Source organism: Poseidonibacter parvus (assembly GCF_001956695.1).
Lineage (GTDB): Bacteria > Campylobacterota > Campylobacteria > Campylobacterales > Arcobacteraceae > Poseidonibacter > Poseidonibacter parvus.
Genome location: NZ_CP019070.1, coordinates 1,281,988 through 1,295,020, shown reverse-complemented (window position 1 = coordinate 1,295,020; position 13,033 = coordinate 1,281,988). Strand labels below are relative to the sequence as shown.

Annotated in this window: 14 protein-coding genes; 3 read left to right on the top strand and 11 right to left on the bottom strand. The window is 27.1% G+C overall.

The features are described from left to right. Positions 1–91 precede the first annotated feature (91 nt). Positions 92–904: a DUF234 domain-containing protein gene (locus LPB137_RS06415; RefSeq protein WP_172802468.1), complete on the top strand. Its 813-nt coding sequence runs from the start codon at positions 92–94 to the stop codon at positions 902–904. A gap of 3 nt (positions 905–907) precedes the next feature. Further along, on the top strand, positions 908–1,975 hold the full coding sequence (locus LPB137_RS06410; RefSeq protein ID WP_076085942.1) for an FkbM family methyltransferase: 1,068 nt from the start codon (positions 908–910) through the stop codon (positions 1,973–1,975). A 32-nt stretch (positions 1,976–2,007) separates the two neighbouring features. Here the strand turns inward: LPB137_RS06410 and LPB137_RS06405 are convergent, their stop codons facing one another. The 5 genes from LPB137_RS06405 to LPB137_RS06385 all read right to left on the bottom strand — a co-directional run bounded on the left by LPB137_RS06405 (position 2,008) and on the right by LPB137_RS06385 (position 7,986). Continuing rightward, a complete protein-coding gene (locus LPB137_RS06405; RefSeq protein ID WP_076085939.1) occupies positions 2,008–2,358 on the bottom strand; it encodes a RidA family protein in 351 nt (116 codons plus the stop codon). Between the two features lie 11 nt (positions 2,359–2,369). Next, positions 2,370–4,199 carry an ABC-F family ATP-binding cassette domain-containing protein gene (locus tag LPB137_RS06400; protein WP_076085936.1) on the bottom strand — a complete coding sequence of 610 codons (1,830 nt, stop codon included), beginning with the start codon at positions 4,197–4,199 and terminating at the stop codon, positions 2,370–2,372. A 72-nt stretch (positions 4,200–4,271) separates the two neighbouring features. After that, complete coding sequence (locus LPB137_RS06395) at positions 4,272–4,649, bottom strand: SpoIIAA family protein (RefSeq protein WP_076085933.1); 378 nt, start codon at positions 4,647–4,649, stop codon at positions 4,272–4,274. 60 nt (positions 4,650–4,709) lie between these two features. Continuing rightward, positions 4,710–6,737, bottom strand: coding sequence for a thioredoxin domain-containing protein (locus LPB137_RS06390; RefSeq protein ID WP_083657152.1), 2,028 nt, complete (start codon positions 6,735–6,737; stop codon positions 4,710–4,712). Positions 6,738–6,798: 61 nt separating this feature from the next. Continuing rightward, positions 6,799–7,986 (bottom strand): tetrahydrodipicolinate N-succinyltransferase N-terminal domain-containing protein, encoded by a 1,188-nt coding sequence (locus LPB137_RS06385; protein ID WP_076085931.1) that lies wholly within the window; start codon positions 7,984–7,986, stop codon positions 6,799–6,801. Positions 7,987–8,140: 154 nt separating this feature from the next. On the opposite strand from LPB137_RS06385, the gene LPB137_RS06380 reads away from it, so the two are divergent. Next, positions 8,141–10,330 carry a PhoX family protein gene (locus LPB137_RS06380; protein ID WP_228144697.1) on the top strand — a complete coding sequence of 730 codons (2,190 nt, stop codon included), beginning with the start codon at positions 8,141–8,143 and terminating at the stop codon, positions 10,328–10,330. 159 nt (positions 10,331–10,489) lie between these two features. On the opposite strand, the gene LPB137_RS06375 is transcribed toward LPB137_RS06380, so the two are convergent. From LPB137_RS06375 to LPB137_RS06355, 6 genes are all read right to left on the bottom strand, one after another. Beyond that, positions 10,490–10,819 carry a type II toxin-antitoxin system RelE/ParE family toxin gene (locus tag LPB137_RS06375; RefSeq protein WP_076085928.1) on the bottom strand — a complete coding sequence of 110 codons (330 nt, stop codon included), beginning with the start codon at positions 10,817–10,819 and terminating at the stop codon, positions 10,490–10,492. A gap of 6 nt (positions 10,820–10,825) precedes the next feature. Then, on the bottom strand, positions 10,826–11,098 hold the full coding sequence (locus tag LPB137_RS06370) for a type II toxin-antitoxin system Phd/YefM family antitoxin (protein ID WP_076085926.1): 273 nt from the start codon (positions 11,096–11,098) through the stop codon (positions 10,826–10,828). A 158-nt stretch (positions 11,099–11,256) separates the two neighbouring features. Then, positions 11,257–11,448 (bottom strand): hypothetical protein, encoded by a 192-nt coding sequence (locus tag LPB137_RS06365; RefSeq protein ID WP_076085924.1) that lies wholly within the window; start codon positions 11,446–11,448, stop codon positions 11,257–11,259. 43 nt (positions 11,449–11,491) lie between these two features. Continuing rightward, positions 11,492–11,617, bottom strand: coding sequence for a hypothetical protein (locus LPB137_RS14745; RefSeq protein ID WP_265936464.1), 126 nt, complete (start codon positions 11,615–11,617; stop codon positions 11,492–11,494). A gap of 1 nt (position 11,618) precedes the next feature. Continuing rightward, the gene (locus LPB137_RS06360; RefSeq protein ID WP_076085922.1) at positions 11,619–12,218 is read right to left on the bottom strand and encodes a hypothetical protein; all 600 of its coding nucleotides are present in this window, start codon (positions 12,216–12,218) and stop codon (positions 11,619–11,621) included. 46 nt (positions 12,219–12,264) lie between these two features. Continuing rightward, on the bottom strand, positions 12,265–12,978 hold the full coding sequence (locus LPB137_RS06355; protein ID WP_076085920.1) for a beta-barrel domain-containing protein: 714 nt from the start codon (positions 12,976–12,978) through the stop codon (positions 12,265–12,267). Positions 12,979–13,033: the final 55 nt, after the last annotated feature.

Below are 13,033 nucleotides of genomic sequence, written 5' to 3'. Positions count from 1 at the left end.
AATATAATACAAAGGATTTACCATCTTACTAATAGACGATGCAACTAAAAAACAATTCAAAAAGTTCTGTGAAAAAAACAAACCAAAAGATATGGAAACTGCCATTAAATACTTCACAATCTTTGGAGGTTTAGATATAAAAATTGATACAACTATTCCTTTAAAAGAATTAATTGAAAAAGAAATTTTAAACAAATACTCATACTTAAAAAATGAACTTACACTTTTTACAGGTGGTTATAATGTTGACCAAGCCATTTTAAGTGGAATAGCACTTGGTGATAGAAGAACAACTACATCTTTTAAAAGAGCTTTTGTAAGCTTTGAAGAAGGTATGAAATGTGTTGAAAAATTAAGTGAACGTGGAGTTATTGAAGTTGAAGCTTCACAACACTTTATCACAAATCAAAGAGGTGATAATAAAGTTGCTAAAAAGCTATTATTTACAACTCCATTTTTAAGATTTTGGTATGCTTTTATTTCTCCAATTTATAAAGGAATTAAAGAAGGTAAGTATGAAGAGTTTTATAAAAACTATGAAAACAGAGAAGCTGAATTTACAGATTTTGTTTTTGAAGAATTATGTCTTGAATTACTAACAGATCTTTATAAAGATGATAAGTTAAAAAATAGTGGTAAATATTGGGATGAAAACAATAATATTGATTTAATAGCAAGAACAACATCAGGAAAATTAATAGCAGCCTCTTGTAAATATTCAAACTCAAAAGTTAAAAAAAGTGAACTTACAAATTTAAAAAATACTTGTAAAGAAATAGGTTTTGAACCTGATATCTTTGTACTATTTACAAAAACTGGTTTTTCAAATGAATTAAAATCTTTAAAAGGTGATACTTTAAAACTGTATACAGAAAAAAGTTTTAAACTTTTACTTGAAGATTAATATATGAATTTAGTAGGACTTGATTATATTAATGAAAAAGATAAAAAGTTAGTTGAACTTTTTATCTCTGATTCAAAAATAAAGAAATATATTCTAGGAATCAATAAGCTTGGTAAATGCGTAGCAAAACAAATTGAAGTTGATGGTATTATCGATGATTTTTCAAGAGTTCATACTTCTAGAAAAAAATCTATTCTACAAATTGAAGAAGTTCCTAAAGACTCTATTATTCTTGTAACTGCATCAGGAAGTCCTCTTGAAGTAAAAAATAAACTAGATGAGCTAGGATATACACACTTTAACTATCTTGCACTTATAAAATATTCAAAACTTGATTTAGTTCACCCTCCTTTTATTATGGATTTTAAAGAAGATTTTCTAAAAAATGAATCAAAATACAAACAAACTTATGATTTATTAGAAGATGAAAAATCAAAAGAAGTATTTACTAAAGTAATCAACTTTAAAATATCATTTGATTTAGACTTTATGGAGGGTTTTACTAATAATCATGAAGAACAATATTTCGATAAAGATATCATTCCTAAAATTGAAAATATAAACTTCGTTGATGGTGGAGCTTATATTGGAGATACTCTTCCTCAAATAATAAAAGAATTTCCTGACTATAATAAAATATATTGTATTGAACCAAATAATTTACATATAGGAATTGCTAAAAAAAACTTTCCAAATCAAAGAGATATAAAGTTCATAAACTGTGGATTAGGAAAAGAAGAGATTAAGGCTATACAAGAACAAGAAGTAAAAGATAATTGCTACCATGACTATCAAGCTGAAGATATAAACACTTTAGATAATCTAATAAAAGAAAAAGTAGATTTTATAAAACTTGATATTGAAGGTGCAGAGCAAGATGCAATTATGGGTTCAAAACAAACTATATTAAAATATCACCCTATTCTTGCCATTTGTATCTATCATAAAGCCCAAGATTGGTACAAAGTACCACAAATAGTACTAGAAATTAGAAATGATTATAAGGTCTTTATACGGCATTATATGGAAGGTATATACGAAAGTGTTATGTATTTTATTCCAAATAAATAGAAAAAGAGTTTTATCTTTTTCTATTTGATTTTTTAAGACTTAGCAGCTGTTACAATAATTTCAACTAAAGTTTCAACACTTGCCATATTTGTTTCAACACAAGCACGTGCAGGAGGATTTTCTTTTGAAACCCATTCGTCCCAAACAGAGTTAAATCCAGCAAAATCTCTATAAATATCTTTTACAAAAATTTCAACTCTTAAAATGTCATGCTTTGAGCTTCCAATATCTTCAAGTCTTTTTTCAGCGATTGCTAAAACTCTTTGCGCTTGTCCTTTGATATCTAATGTTTTATCATCTGATACGATTCCAGCTAAATATACTGTTCCATTGTGTTCAACTACCCTACTCATTCTTTCATTTACTTCTTTTCTTGTTATCATTCTATTTCCTTTTATAAGTGATTTAATTTTTCTTCGTATTCTTCTGTAATTTCATCAAGTTTTAATTGTGAAATTTCTAATTCTTCGAATTTATCTTCAACTTTTTGTTCATTTTCTCGTACAGTTTTTGATAGTTCAATTACTTTTGAGTTATCACCTGCATTCGATGCTTGAATTAGTTCGTGTTGTTCTGTTTCGATTATGTCTTCAATTTCCATAATTTCAGACTCTAACTTATCAACTTTTTTCTTTAATGGTGATGTTAATTTATTTCTTTCATTAATCAAAAATGTTCTTTGTTTCTTATTATCTTTTTTATTTATTTTAGGAGCTTTTTTAACTTTTTCTCCTAAATCTTCATCTTCCCAACCAATTTTTTCTAAGAAGTCATCATATCCACCATCAAAGTAATCTGCTCCACCTTTTGAGAAGATTATCAGTCTATCACAAACTCTACGAAGTAACTCTTCACTATGCGTTACAACAATACAAGAGCCATCGAAATTCTCAATTGCTTTTGTTAAAGAATCAATAGATTCCATATCAAGGTGGTTTGTAGGCTCATCAAGAAACAAAATATTAACATCAGTAGCTAAAATTTTTCCAAGCATTACTCTTGATTTTTCTCCACCTGAAAGAAGTGATACTTTCTTTTTTATATCATCTCCTGTAAACATCATTGAAGCTGATATACCTCGTACAATTGCTTCTGGGAGTTTTGGATTACCTAAATAAATTTCATCCATAATAGTATTTGCTGGATTTAAATGATCAATATTTGTTTGCCCAAAATGACCAAAAGTTGAGCTTCCATGATAATCAACTTTCCCACTTAATTGTTTTAATTCACCTGCTATTACATTTAATAGTGTAGATTTACCCTTACCATTTTTTCCAATGATTCCTAATGTTTCGCCTTTTTTTAATGTAAAAGAGATATCTTTAAATAAAATATTATCACTACTATAACCAAAGCTTACATCTTTAATATCAAGTAAAACTTTTGCAGGAGTATCTTTGTAATTAAAATCAAAATCTAAAGTACTATCATGAACAAGTGAACCCAAATCTTCCATTTTATCTAGCTCTTTTTGTTTTGATTGTGCTTGTGCTGCTGTTGAAGCTCTCGCTTTATTTTTAGCAATAAACTCTTCAAGCTCTTTTCTTTTTCTATCTTGTGAAAGTTTTTGTTTTTCAAAATGTTCATCATTACTTGCTAATTGTGCATAAAACTTATGAGTATTTCCTGGTATTATCTCTAAGTTTCTTCGAACTAATCCCATTGTATGAGTAGTTACACTATCCATAAAGTTTCTATCATGTGTAATAATGATTACTTCACCAGGAAATGTTTTTAGAAAAGATTTTAACCATCTTAAAGAAAGAATATCAAGGTAGTTTGTAGGCTCATCGAGTAAAAGTAAGTTTGGTTCAGTAACTAAAAGTTTTGCAAGATTGATTCTAATTTGATAACCACCTGAGAAACTCATAGGATCTTTTTCTAAATCATCTTGTGTAAAACCAAGCCCAAACAGAATTTTTTCTACTTTATAAACATTATATTGGTCTTCTTCACTTAAAGCTAAAGCACCCTCTTGTCTTACAGTTTTTTCAGTAAAAACTAAATGCTGTTTAAGTGAACCAATTTTATAACCTTTTGGAATGCTTATAGTTCCATCATCACTATGTTCTTCGCCTAATATTATCTTAAATAGTGTAGATTTTCCACTACCATTTCTTCCTACTAATCCAATTTTATTTCCAGAATTTAATCTAAAATTTAAATTTGAAAACAACTCTTTTTGTGCATAAGATTTTGAAATATTTGATAGCTCTATCATATTACTCTTTTTTATTTATTTAGTATTCGCGATTATACGCAATACTCATTTATAGGCTAATTAAAATATCTCTTATTTTTCATTATCCAATTGTAAAATCCAATCTTTTGCTTTTTGCATATCATTAAAAGGAAAAGTTTTTATTTCTGCACCAATAAAAAAATCCATAAACTTTTCTGCAAAAATTCCTAAACTAGAATCTGTTACAAAAGCAAGATAAGATATTTTTTCGTGATGATTATTAACAAATTTTAAATGCTCAAGTAAAGATGAAAAGCTATCCCAAGAAGGAAAAGATTCAACATGAATAATAAGACCATTAAGTTTGTCATTTTCTAAAATATATGGATCAATTATTGCACTAGCTCTTTTAAAATCACTCTTACATAAGTCACCATCAGGTTCCAAAATAACAATAGATTCTTTTTGTTTTAAATCAACTTTTAACATTTTGCATCCTTTTTTTATATTATATACCTTTTTAGAATACAAAATAATTAATAGGTATATTTATTTATCTAAAATTGCTTCTTTTTTTATACTTTTTATTATAGAATTAAAACTATCACTATAAGAAAAACAAACCCCAATTTTGCAAGCTAAATACTTTTCATCAATATTTTCTTTTTTCAATACAAAAGGAAGATTTTCTATATTTTTATCTTTTAACATATCTTTTGTAGCTTTTAAAACTATATAAGAATTATTAAAAGCTATATAATTTCTAACTAACCATGCTGAAGAACTAGGACTTGTTGATAATATTGAAGAACTAGAAGTAAAAGTTTCTTTTGCAATATCTTGCATTGCAAAATCATCATTTAAAACTGCGATTTTTAGAATATTATCAAGCATATTAGACAATGGACTTTTATATGCATCATCGTAAATTTCTGCAATTGAAACGAAATCATCATTACTCATATTCCATTTTTTATCTTTATAAAATTTTGATATTGCTTCTTTTGTTAATTTTTTTGCAAAAGTAAGATAGTAAGATTCAAGAGAATAATCATAAGCTTTTAAAAGTGCAGTAATCAAAAAAGAATAATCTTCTAATAAAGCTTTTACTTTTACTGGTTTATTATTGATTATTTGATGGTATAAAGTATTATTTACATATATTTTTTTAATCATTGTATCAAGACTGAGAAGTGCTTTTTTACTATATTTATCATCAAACTTTCCAGCATCTAATAAAGAAGAAATATACATAGAATTCCAAGATGTTAAGATTTTATAATCAATAAAGGGATACTCTTTTTTACTTCTTAAAGATGCTAAATCTTTTTTTACTTTTTCTAAGTTATTTGGTATCTTTATTAGTGATTTGTCACTTAGATATGTATTATTATAATGATGTCCAAAATTCCCTTCATATATAATATTAAAATATTTTAAAATTTTTAAAATCTCTTTTTGTTTGTAACCCTTATCTTCTAAAAACTCTTCTACTTCATCATAAACAAATACAAAATAAAATCCTTCTTCTTTTTTTCCTTCAAAAATACTACTAGCATCACTTGCACTATAATAAAGATTATTCACTTCAAATCTTTTTTCTACAAAAGAGATAATCTCTTTTGCAATCTTTTTATAAAACTTATCATTAGTAATTTTATAAGCTTTTGAATATGCGCTTATTAACTCAGCATTTGTGTAAAGCATTTTTTCAAAATGTGGAATCATCCAGTTTTTATCTACACTGTATCTGTAAAAGCCACCTTCAATTTGGTCATATATTCCACCTTTTGCCATAGTTGTTAATGTTTTTAGTGCAATATCTAAGGCTTTTTTATTTTTCGTAACAGTATAAATGTCTAAAAGTGTTTCTATTTTTGATGCTTGAGGGAATTTTGGTCTTAATGTAAAGCCATTGTTTTCTTTGTCATAATTTTTATCTATTTGTTTTATGAACTTATTTAATAATTTTATATCAATATTACTAGTTTTTATATTTTCATTGGAATATTCTTTTAAAACTTCTTCGATTTGATTTGCAGTTTTTACAACTTTTTCATTTTCATTAATGAAAATATCATTAATGTTTTTTAAAACTTCTCTTATTCCAACACTACCATTTCTAGCATCATAAGGAATATATGTATTTGCGAAAAAAGCTTTTTTATTTGGAGTTAAAATCACTGTAAGTGGCCATCCTCCACTTGTATTATTTAACAAACTATGAACATTTTGATAGTATTTATCAATGTGAGGCATTTCTTCTCTATCAATTTTAATTGATACATAGTTTTTATTTAATATTTTGGCAACTTCTTTATTTTCAAAGGATTCTTCTTCCATAATATGACACCAATGACAAGTGCTATAACCAATTGATAAAAATATTGGTTTATTTTCTTTTTTAGCTTTTGAAAAAGCTGTTTGATTCCAAGCGTACCAATTTACAGGATTAGTACTATGTTGTTTTAAATAAGGTGAATCTTCATTTATAAGATTATTAGTATAAGTTTCATTTGCATTAAGATTAAGAAAAAGAATTGAAAATATTGTAAATGTAAGAAGTTTTAATTTCATAATAGCATCCTAATATATAATAATACATATTAGGATAACTATGTTTAGTATTTGTTAATTTTTAGTGTAAGTCAGCGTTTAATTTGATTTCTCTTGTTGATCTCATTGCAATAATTTGACCATTTACAGAGTTTTGTCTAAAGTGAACACCATTAACACCTAAGAAATCCATACCTCTCATTAGAGTTTTGATTTCTTTTTCTGGATTAGCTTCTGCGATTGCAGCAACTGCTTTTTCAGATAATGTTATTTTTGTTCCTGGTAAAATAGTTACACCTGCATCTAAGATACAAGCATCTCCAATAGCAGTACCCGTACAAGAATTTGCACCTAATAATGTATTTTCACCAATAGAAACAGGTACTCCATCAGTTCCTGAAAGAACACCTAAAATAGAAGCTCCACCACCAACATCAGAACCAGCACCAACAACAGCAGATGAAGAAATTCTTCCTTCAACCATTACAGAACCTTCAGTTCCAGCATTAAAGTTAATGTATGCAGCACCTGGCATTACAGTAGTTCCTGCTGCTAATTGTGCACCCATTCTAACTTTTGAAGTTTCTAGAATTCTTGTATTATCTGCAGGAATTACATGAGATAAGAATCTTGGGAATTTATCAACCATATCAATAGTAGGATATTTACCTGATAATTTTAATGCAATTTCATTTGCTCTTAACCAATCTAATTCAATTGGTGTACTACCAGTCCAAGCAACATTATGTAATTGACCAAAGATTCCATTTAGATTTAAAGATCGAATTGCTGCTTTTCCAGTTGATAATGCATATAATTTTAAATATGAAGTTTCAACCGATTGTGCATTTTCATCTTCAAAAATAAATACAGCTTTGTAATCATCAGCAGTAAATCCAGAATCAATTGGTAAAGATGCAAGTGTTGAAATAACTTGAACATTTTTATGGTCTTCACCTTTTGCTTCAGATATATAAGGACTAAATGCTTTAACACATTCTTCTAAAAATACATCAGAAATATTACAAACAAGTTCAGTACCTTTTGTATCAACATTTTCTCCAGCAATTTTAAGTGCATTTAATAAAACAGCTGCACTTCCAAAGTTTTCGTTCCAGTTAATGATTGGGAAAGTTGCTTGTAATACTTTAGATGAGTCTAATTGACCTCTATCTATTCTTGCAATACCAAATCCAATTGGGTTTCTATACCAGTCTTGTGATTGTACGTCTTCTATTAATTGTTTAAATTCTTCTTTAGTGTTAGCCATTAAAAACTCCATAATTTTTTTGGGGATTATACTATAAAGTAAAATAAAGCAAGTTTAAAAGATATAAATATATCTTAATAACAACTCTTAGTATTTGTAATCATTTTGTAATTTCCAATATATACAATGTCATCAATAAAAAAAAGGAAAATACATGAATACTCCACTTAGTAAAAATCATCCAATGTCACCAAATGGTCAAGATTCAATTTCTAAAAACAATTCAAATAGTCTATCATTAGAAGAAATTATTGAATCTAGAGTTTCTAGAAGAACCTTAATAAAAGGAAGTTTAGCACTTGTTGCAGGAAGTTTCTTAGGTTTAAATTCAACAGCACATGCTAGTAATAAAAATAGTATTTCAAATGCAGTAGCAAATGCCCTATTAGATTTTAATCCAGTGCCAAAAAACTTAAATGATGTAGTTACAATACCTGAAGGTTATAGCATAGATGTATTATATAGATTAGGTGATCCTATAAATAACTTTACTTCTGAGTATAAAAATGATGGAACAGATACAGACTTTAATAATAGAGCTGGAGATCATCATGATGGAATGTTTTATTTTGGAATGAATGATGAAGGAACAGCAAAAGATTTAAATAATTCTAATAGAGGATTATTATGTATGAATCATGAAAATATTACAGAGATATTTTTACATACTGAAAAAGAATGGGATAATTACGATAGAACAAGTAGAACAGCTGCACAAATAGATAAAGAAGTATCAGCTCATGGTGTATCAGTTATTGAAATCAAAAAAGGTAAAAATGGCTTTAATTTAAATAAAAATTCAGTTTTTAATAAAAGAATTACTGCACAAACTCCAATAGATATTAACGGTCCTTTACAAAATCATGATTTAGTAAAAACTAAATACTCAAAAGATGGTTCACAAACAAGAGGAACTTTAAATAACTGTGCTAGTGGATTAACTCCATGGGGAACTTATCTTACATGTGAAGAAAATTGGGCGGGATATTTTAAAAGATCTAATAGTACTTTATTATCTGATAAAAAAGCAGCTAGTACACAAAATAGATATATGGGATCAAAAGAGTCAGATGGCTCTTATGGTTGGGCAAATTCTAAAACTAATAATGATCTTTATGATAGATGGAATATTATTCCTAATGCAAAACAAGCAAATGAAGATTACAGAAATGCAGCAAATACATTTGGTTGGGTAGTTGAAATTGATCCTTTTAACCCAACAATGACTCCTAGAAAAAGAACAGCACTTGGAAGAATGGGACATGAAGGTGCAATGCCAGGAAATGTAAAAGAAGGAGAACCTTTAGTTTATTATATGGGTGATGATTCAAAAGGTGAATATGTTTATAAATATGTATCAAGATTAAAATGGAATGAAAAAGATAGAAATGGTGGATTAGATATTGGAAATAAATACTTAGATGATGGAAAACTTTTTGTTGCAAAGTTTAATGAAGATGGTTCAGGAGAGTGGTTAGAACTTTCAATGTCAAATGAAGATATTAAATCTTATAAAAAATATTCATTTGATGATTTAGGAGATTTATTAGTAAATACTAGACATGCAGCTGATGCAGTAGGAGCAACTCCAATGGACAGACCAGAATGGGCAGGAGTTCATCCAAACACAGGAGATATCTACGTAACATTAACTAATAATTCAAAAAGAGGAAATAGTATGCAATTAGATGCATCAAATCCAAGATATTATTCTGATACAAAAAATAGTTCTTCAAGAGATGGAAATGTTAATGGTCAAATAATGAGAATTCAAGAGCTAGAAAATAATCCAAGTGCAAGCACTTTTAACTGGGATATTTATTTATTTGGTGCACAAGCTGATGCTAATGGAAATATAAATATTTCAAAACTAACAGATGATAATGACTTTTCAAGTCCTGATGGATTATATTTTAGTCAGGCTTCAAAAGGGTTAATGTGGCTACAAACTGATGATAGTGCTTATACAGATGTCTCAAACTGTATGATGCTTGCTGCTCTTCCTGGAAAACACAATGATGGAGGAAGTAAACAAATCACAAATAAAAATGTTCCTACAAATAATAATCAAGATGAAACAATAACTACAAAAGTAGGAGCAGAAGCTTCTACTAAAAATCTAAAAAGATTTTTAGTTGGTCCAAAAGAGTGTGAGATTACTGGAATTGCTGAAACTCCTGATGGAAAAACAATCTTTGTAAATATCCAACACCCAGGTGAAAAAACTAAAGATTTAAAGAATGCATCATTATATGGAAGTAATTGGCCAGATAAAGGAACAGCTAGGCCTAGGTCTGCTACTGTTGTTATTACAAAAAATGATAATGGAATTGTTGGTTCATAAAATAAAAAACTAAATAAGAATATCTATCTAAATATACTAGATAGATGTTCTGTTTATTAGTCATAGATTTTTGCTAATAATTCTTTATGAATAATATTTTCTATTTTTAATTCATACCTATTATTTCTTTTATTCCTATTCCCTTTCTCTAGCTTGTTATCATTTTGTTTTAAGTAATCTTTGAAATAGTACATCTTCTAAATTTCTACTTGAATCTACTACTAATAAAATATATACTTTTTTATCATCAAATTTATATATTATTCGCCATCTTTTATATATAATTTCTCTATATTTTAAAATACCTATTTGCTGTAACTCGGGTACAATTCTTTTTCTTTTTGGAAAAGTATATAAACTATTACACTCTTCTTTAATTTCAAAAAATATTTTCTTTGCAATACTTAAACTATCAATTTTAATGTATTCAATAATTGATTCTAAATCAAATTGGGCACTATTTGTCCATATCACTTCAAATTGGTTCATATGATTTTATCCAAATAGCTTATGCTCTAAATTATCAAACATTTTTTCTTGTTTTGTTGTATTATTGTTCTCGATATCATTTTCACTTTGAACAATTAATTTTAATAAATTTAAAGAATTCTGTAAGTTTTCATAAGTTTTAATATCTTGAACAACTGCTTTAGCCTCACCATTTTGCGTTATGATTATAGTTCTTTGATTTTCATTTACACTATTTATAATATCAGCTGTTTTTGTTTTTAAATAACTAATTGGTTTTATATCTTGACTCAAATGCATTTTATCCACCTTTAAATTTAAGATAATATATTGTATTAAATTTAGTCTTAATTTGGTATTATTTTTAATTATATCCCATGGTGATATACGACTAAATCTATTCTTATTTTAGTTGGTATAATAAACCCTTTTAGATTTTTAATAATATTATATCTTATTTAATTAAAAAAAGTGTTCTTGTTTGAAAAGTGGAAATTCATGACCTGACCCCTATTTTCCTCACTCACTTCATTTAATATCTCTAAAAACTTATCTTTATCAGATATGTTCTGCAATATGTATTTTCTTTCTACGGCTCTATTATATACGTGATGATAACCTGCTAATTCAATTCTTACTCGTCTTGGCATTAGAAACCCTTTTGGATTTTTAATAATATTATATCTTATTTAATTAAAAAAAAGTGTTCTTGTTTGAAAAGTGGAAATTCATGACCTGACCCCTATTTTCATTCACTATCGTTATAGGGATATAATTACCAGCATTTCCACCTATATTTGTATATTCTCCAATTGCCATTCTATTCTTCTCCTTTTTTAATTAGTTTTATCTTTATATTATTATTAAGAATACTTATTTTTTTATAAAGATCCGAGGCAGGATCTTTATAAAAAAAATCATTTTTTGAGATTTTGTACATCACATCTCTAAAATTTGGTTTATCATAATTTGATTCTTCAAAATAATTACATATAAAAAAATTGTTAGTATATAACTTCCATTGTTTTCCTAAAAATTTTGACTCCAGATTAGACATATGTTTAAAATATATATCATTTTTATGAATCTTTACATATCTATATGTAATAAAATGATTTTCTGTAATATATAGTTTATATTTATAAATATTTATAAACATATTTATTGTCATAATAAAAATATATAAACATATCCCAAACACGATATATGTAATAGGATTAGCATATTCTCCTTTATCAATAAAAGCTAATAATGTAACTAATCCACATAAAAACAAAAATATCTTAATCGAGAAATTACCTAAAGTAATTAATCTAAGTTCTATAAGTATCTCTTCATCATCTATATATCTTTTTCCATTTTTTTCAACTATTTCTACTACCTTATCCATCTCTTCAATATCTTCTAATTCAAGGCTCATCTTTTTTCCTTTTTTAGTTTAATTTTTTTATTACATATTATTTTCATCATCTAACACTCAACCCTTCATCCAAATACCGAATAATTGGATATATAAAGAACTCAATAACTCTTCTCTTACCTACTTTTATCTCAGCAGTTAGACTCATACCAGCTTCTAAATATCGCTCTTTCCCTTCTACCATCAAAGTTTTACCATTTGGTTCAATTTTCACTTCATAAATTGGTCCAAGTTTCTCATCATCAAGGGAAAAGCTTCCTACGTTTATGATAGTTCCTTCAAAGAATCCATACTTTTGAAAAGAGAAGGTATCTATTTTGATTTTTGAAATCATATCATTTTTTATAAAACCTATATCTTGGTTTAGTACATTTACTTTTACTATTAGTTGTGCGTCTTTTGGAACTATTGATATTAGTTTTTCAGCTGGTGTTACTACACCACCTATTGTATTTATCATCATTTTTGCTACAAAGCCATCTGTTGGAGAAATAATAGATTGTTTTTTATTTTGGAATTTTATTGCGTTTATTTCTGATTCTACGTTTCTTTGTTCTTTTTTTATAGCTAGTAGTTCTTGGTATTTTGTATCTTTAAACTGGCTAATAAAGCTAGCTTTTTCTTCTTGGATTTCATTTATTCTTTGTTTATTTCTTGATAAAAGCATAGATAGTCTTGATTTTTCTTCTTGTGCTTCTTTTAAAGCAGAGTTTAGAAATAGTGCTTTATTATCAAGTAAGGCTTCTATTCTTTTAGACATGACTATCCTATTTTGTAAATATAATAACTTATCTCATTATATCATAAAAGTAAAA

What these genes read in the sequence shown, in the direction of transcription:
- LPB137_RS06370 (WP_076085926.1), bottom strand. Translation starts at nt 11,098, where the DNA reads ATGCATTTGAGTCAAGATATAAAACCAATTAGTTATTTAAAAACAAAA.
- LPB137_RS06395 (WP_076085933.1), bottom strand. Translation starts at nt 4,649, where the DNA reads ATGTTAAAAGTTGATTTAAAACAAAAAGAATCTATTGTTATTTTGGAA.
- LPB137_RS06405 (WP_076085939.1), bottom strand. Translation starts at nt 2,358, where the DNA reads ATGATAACAAGAAAAGAAGTAAATGAAAGAATGAGTAGGGTAGTTGAA.
- LPB137_RS06410 (WP_076085942.1), top strand. Translation starts at nt 908, where the DNA reads ATGAATTTAGTAGGACTTGATTATATTAATGAAAAAGATAAAAAGTTA.
- LPB137_RS14745 (WP_265936464.1), bottom strand. Translation starts at nt 11,617, where the DNA reads ATGGCAATTGGAGAATATACAAATATAGGTGGAAATGCTGGTAATTAT.
- LPB137_RS06365 (WP_076085924.1), bottom strand. Translation starts at nt 11,448, where the DNA reads ATGCCAAGACGAGTAAGAATTGAATTAGCAGGTTATCATCACGTATAT.
- LPB137_RS06375 (WP_076085928.1), bottom strand. Translation starts at nt 10,819, where the DNA reads ATGAACCAATTTGAAGTGATATGGACAAATAGTGCCCAATTTGATTTA.
- LPB137_RS06415 (WP_172802468.1), top strand. Translation starts at nt 92, where the DNA reads ATGGAAACTGCCATTAAATACTTCACAATCTTTGGAGGTTTAGATATA.
- LPB137_RS06385 (WP_076085931.1), bottom strand. Translation starts at nt 7,986, where the DNA reads ATGGCTAACACTAAAGAAGAATTTAAACAATTAATAGAAGACGTACAA.
- LPB137_RS06380 (WP_228144697.1), top strand. Translation starts at nt 8,141, where the DNA reads ATGAATACTCCACTTAGTAAAAATCATCCAATGTCACCAAATGGTCAA.
- LPB137_RS06355 (WP_076085920.1), bottom strand. Translation starts at nt 12,978, where the DNA reads ATGTCTAAAAGAATAGAAGCCTTACTTGATAATAAAGCACTATTTCTA.
- LPB137_RS06400 (WP_076085936.1), bottom strand. Translation starts at nt 4,199, where the DNA reads ATGATAGAGCTATCAAATATTTCAAAATCTTATGCACAAAAAGAGTTG.
- LPB137_RS06360 (WP_076085922.1), bottom strand. Translation starts at nt 12,218, where the DNA reads ATGAGCCTTGAATTAGAAGATATTGAAGAGATGGATAAGGTAGTAGAA.
- LPB137_RS06390 (WP_083657152.1), bottom strand. Translation starts at nt 6,737, where the DNA reads ATGAAATTAAAACTTCTTACATTTACAATATTTTCAATTCTTTTTCTT.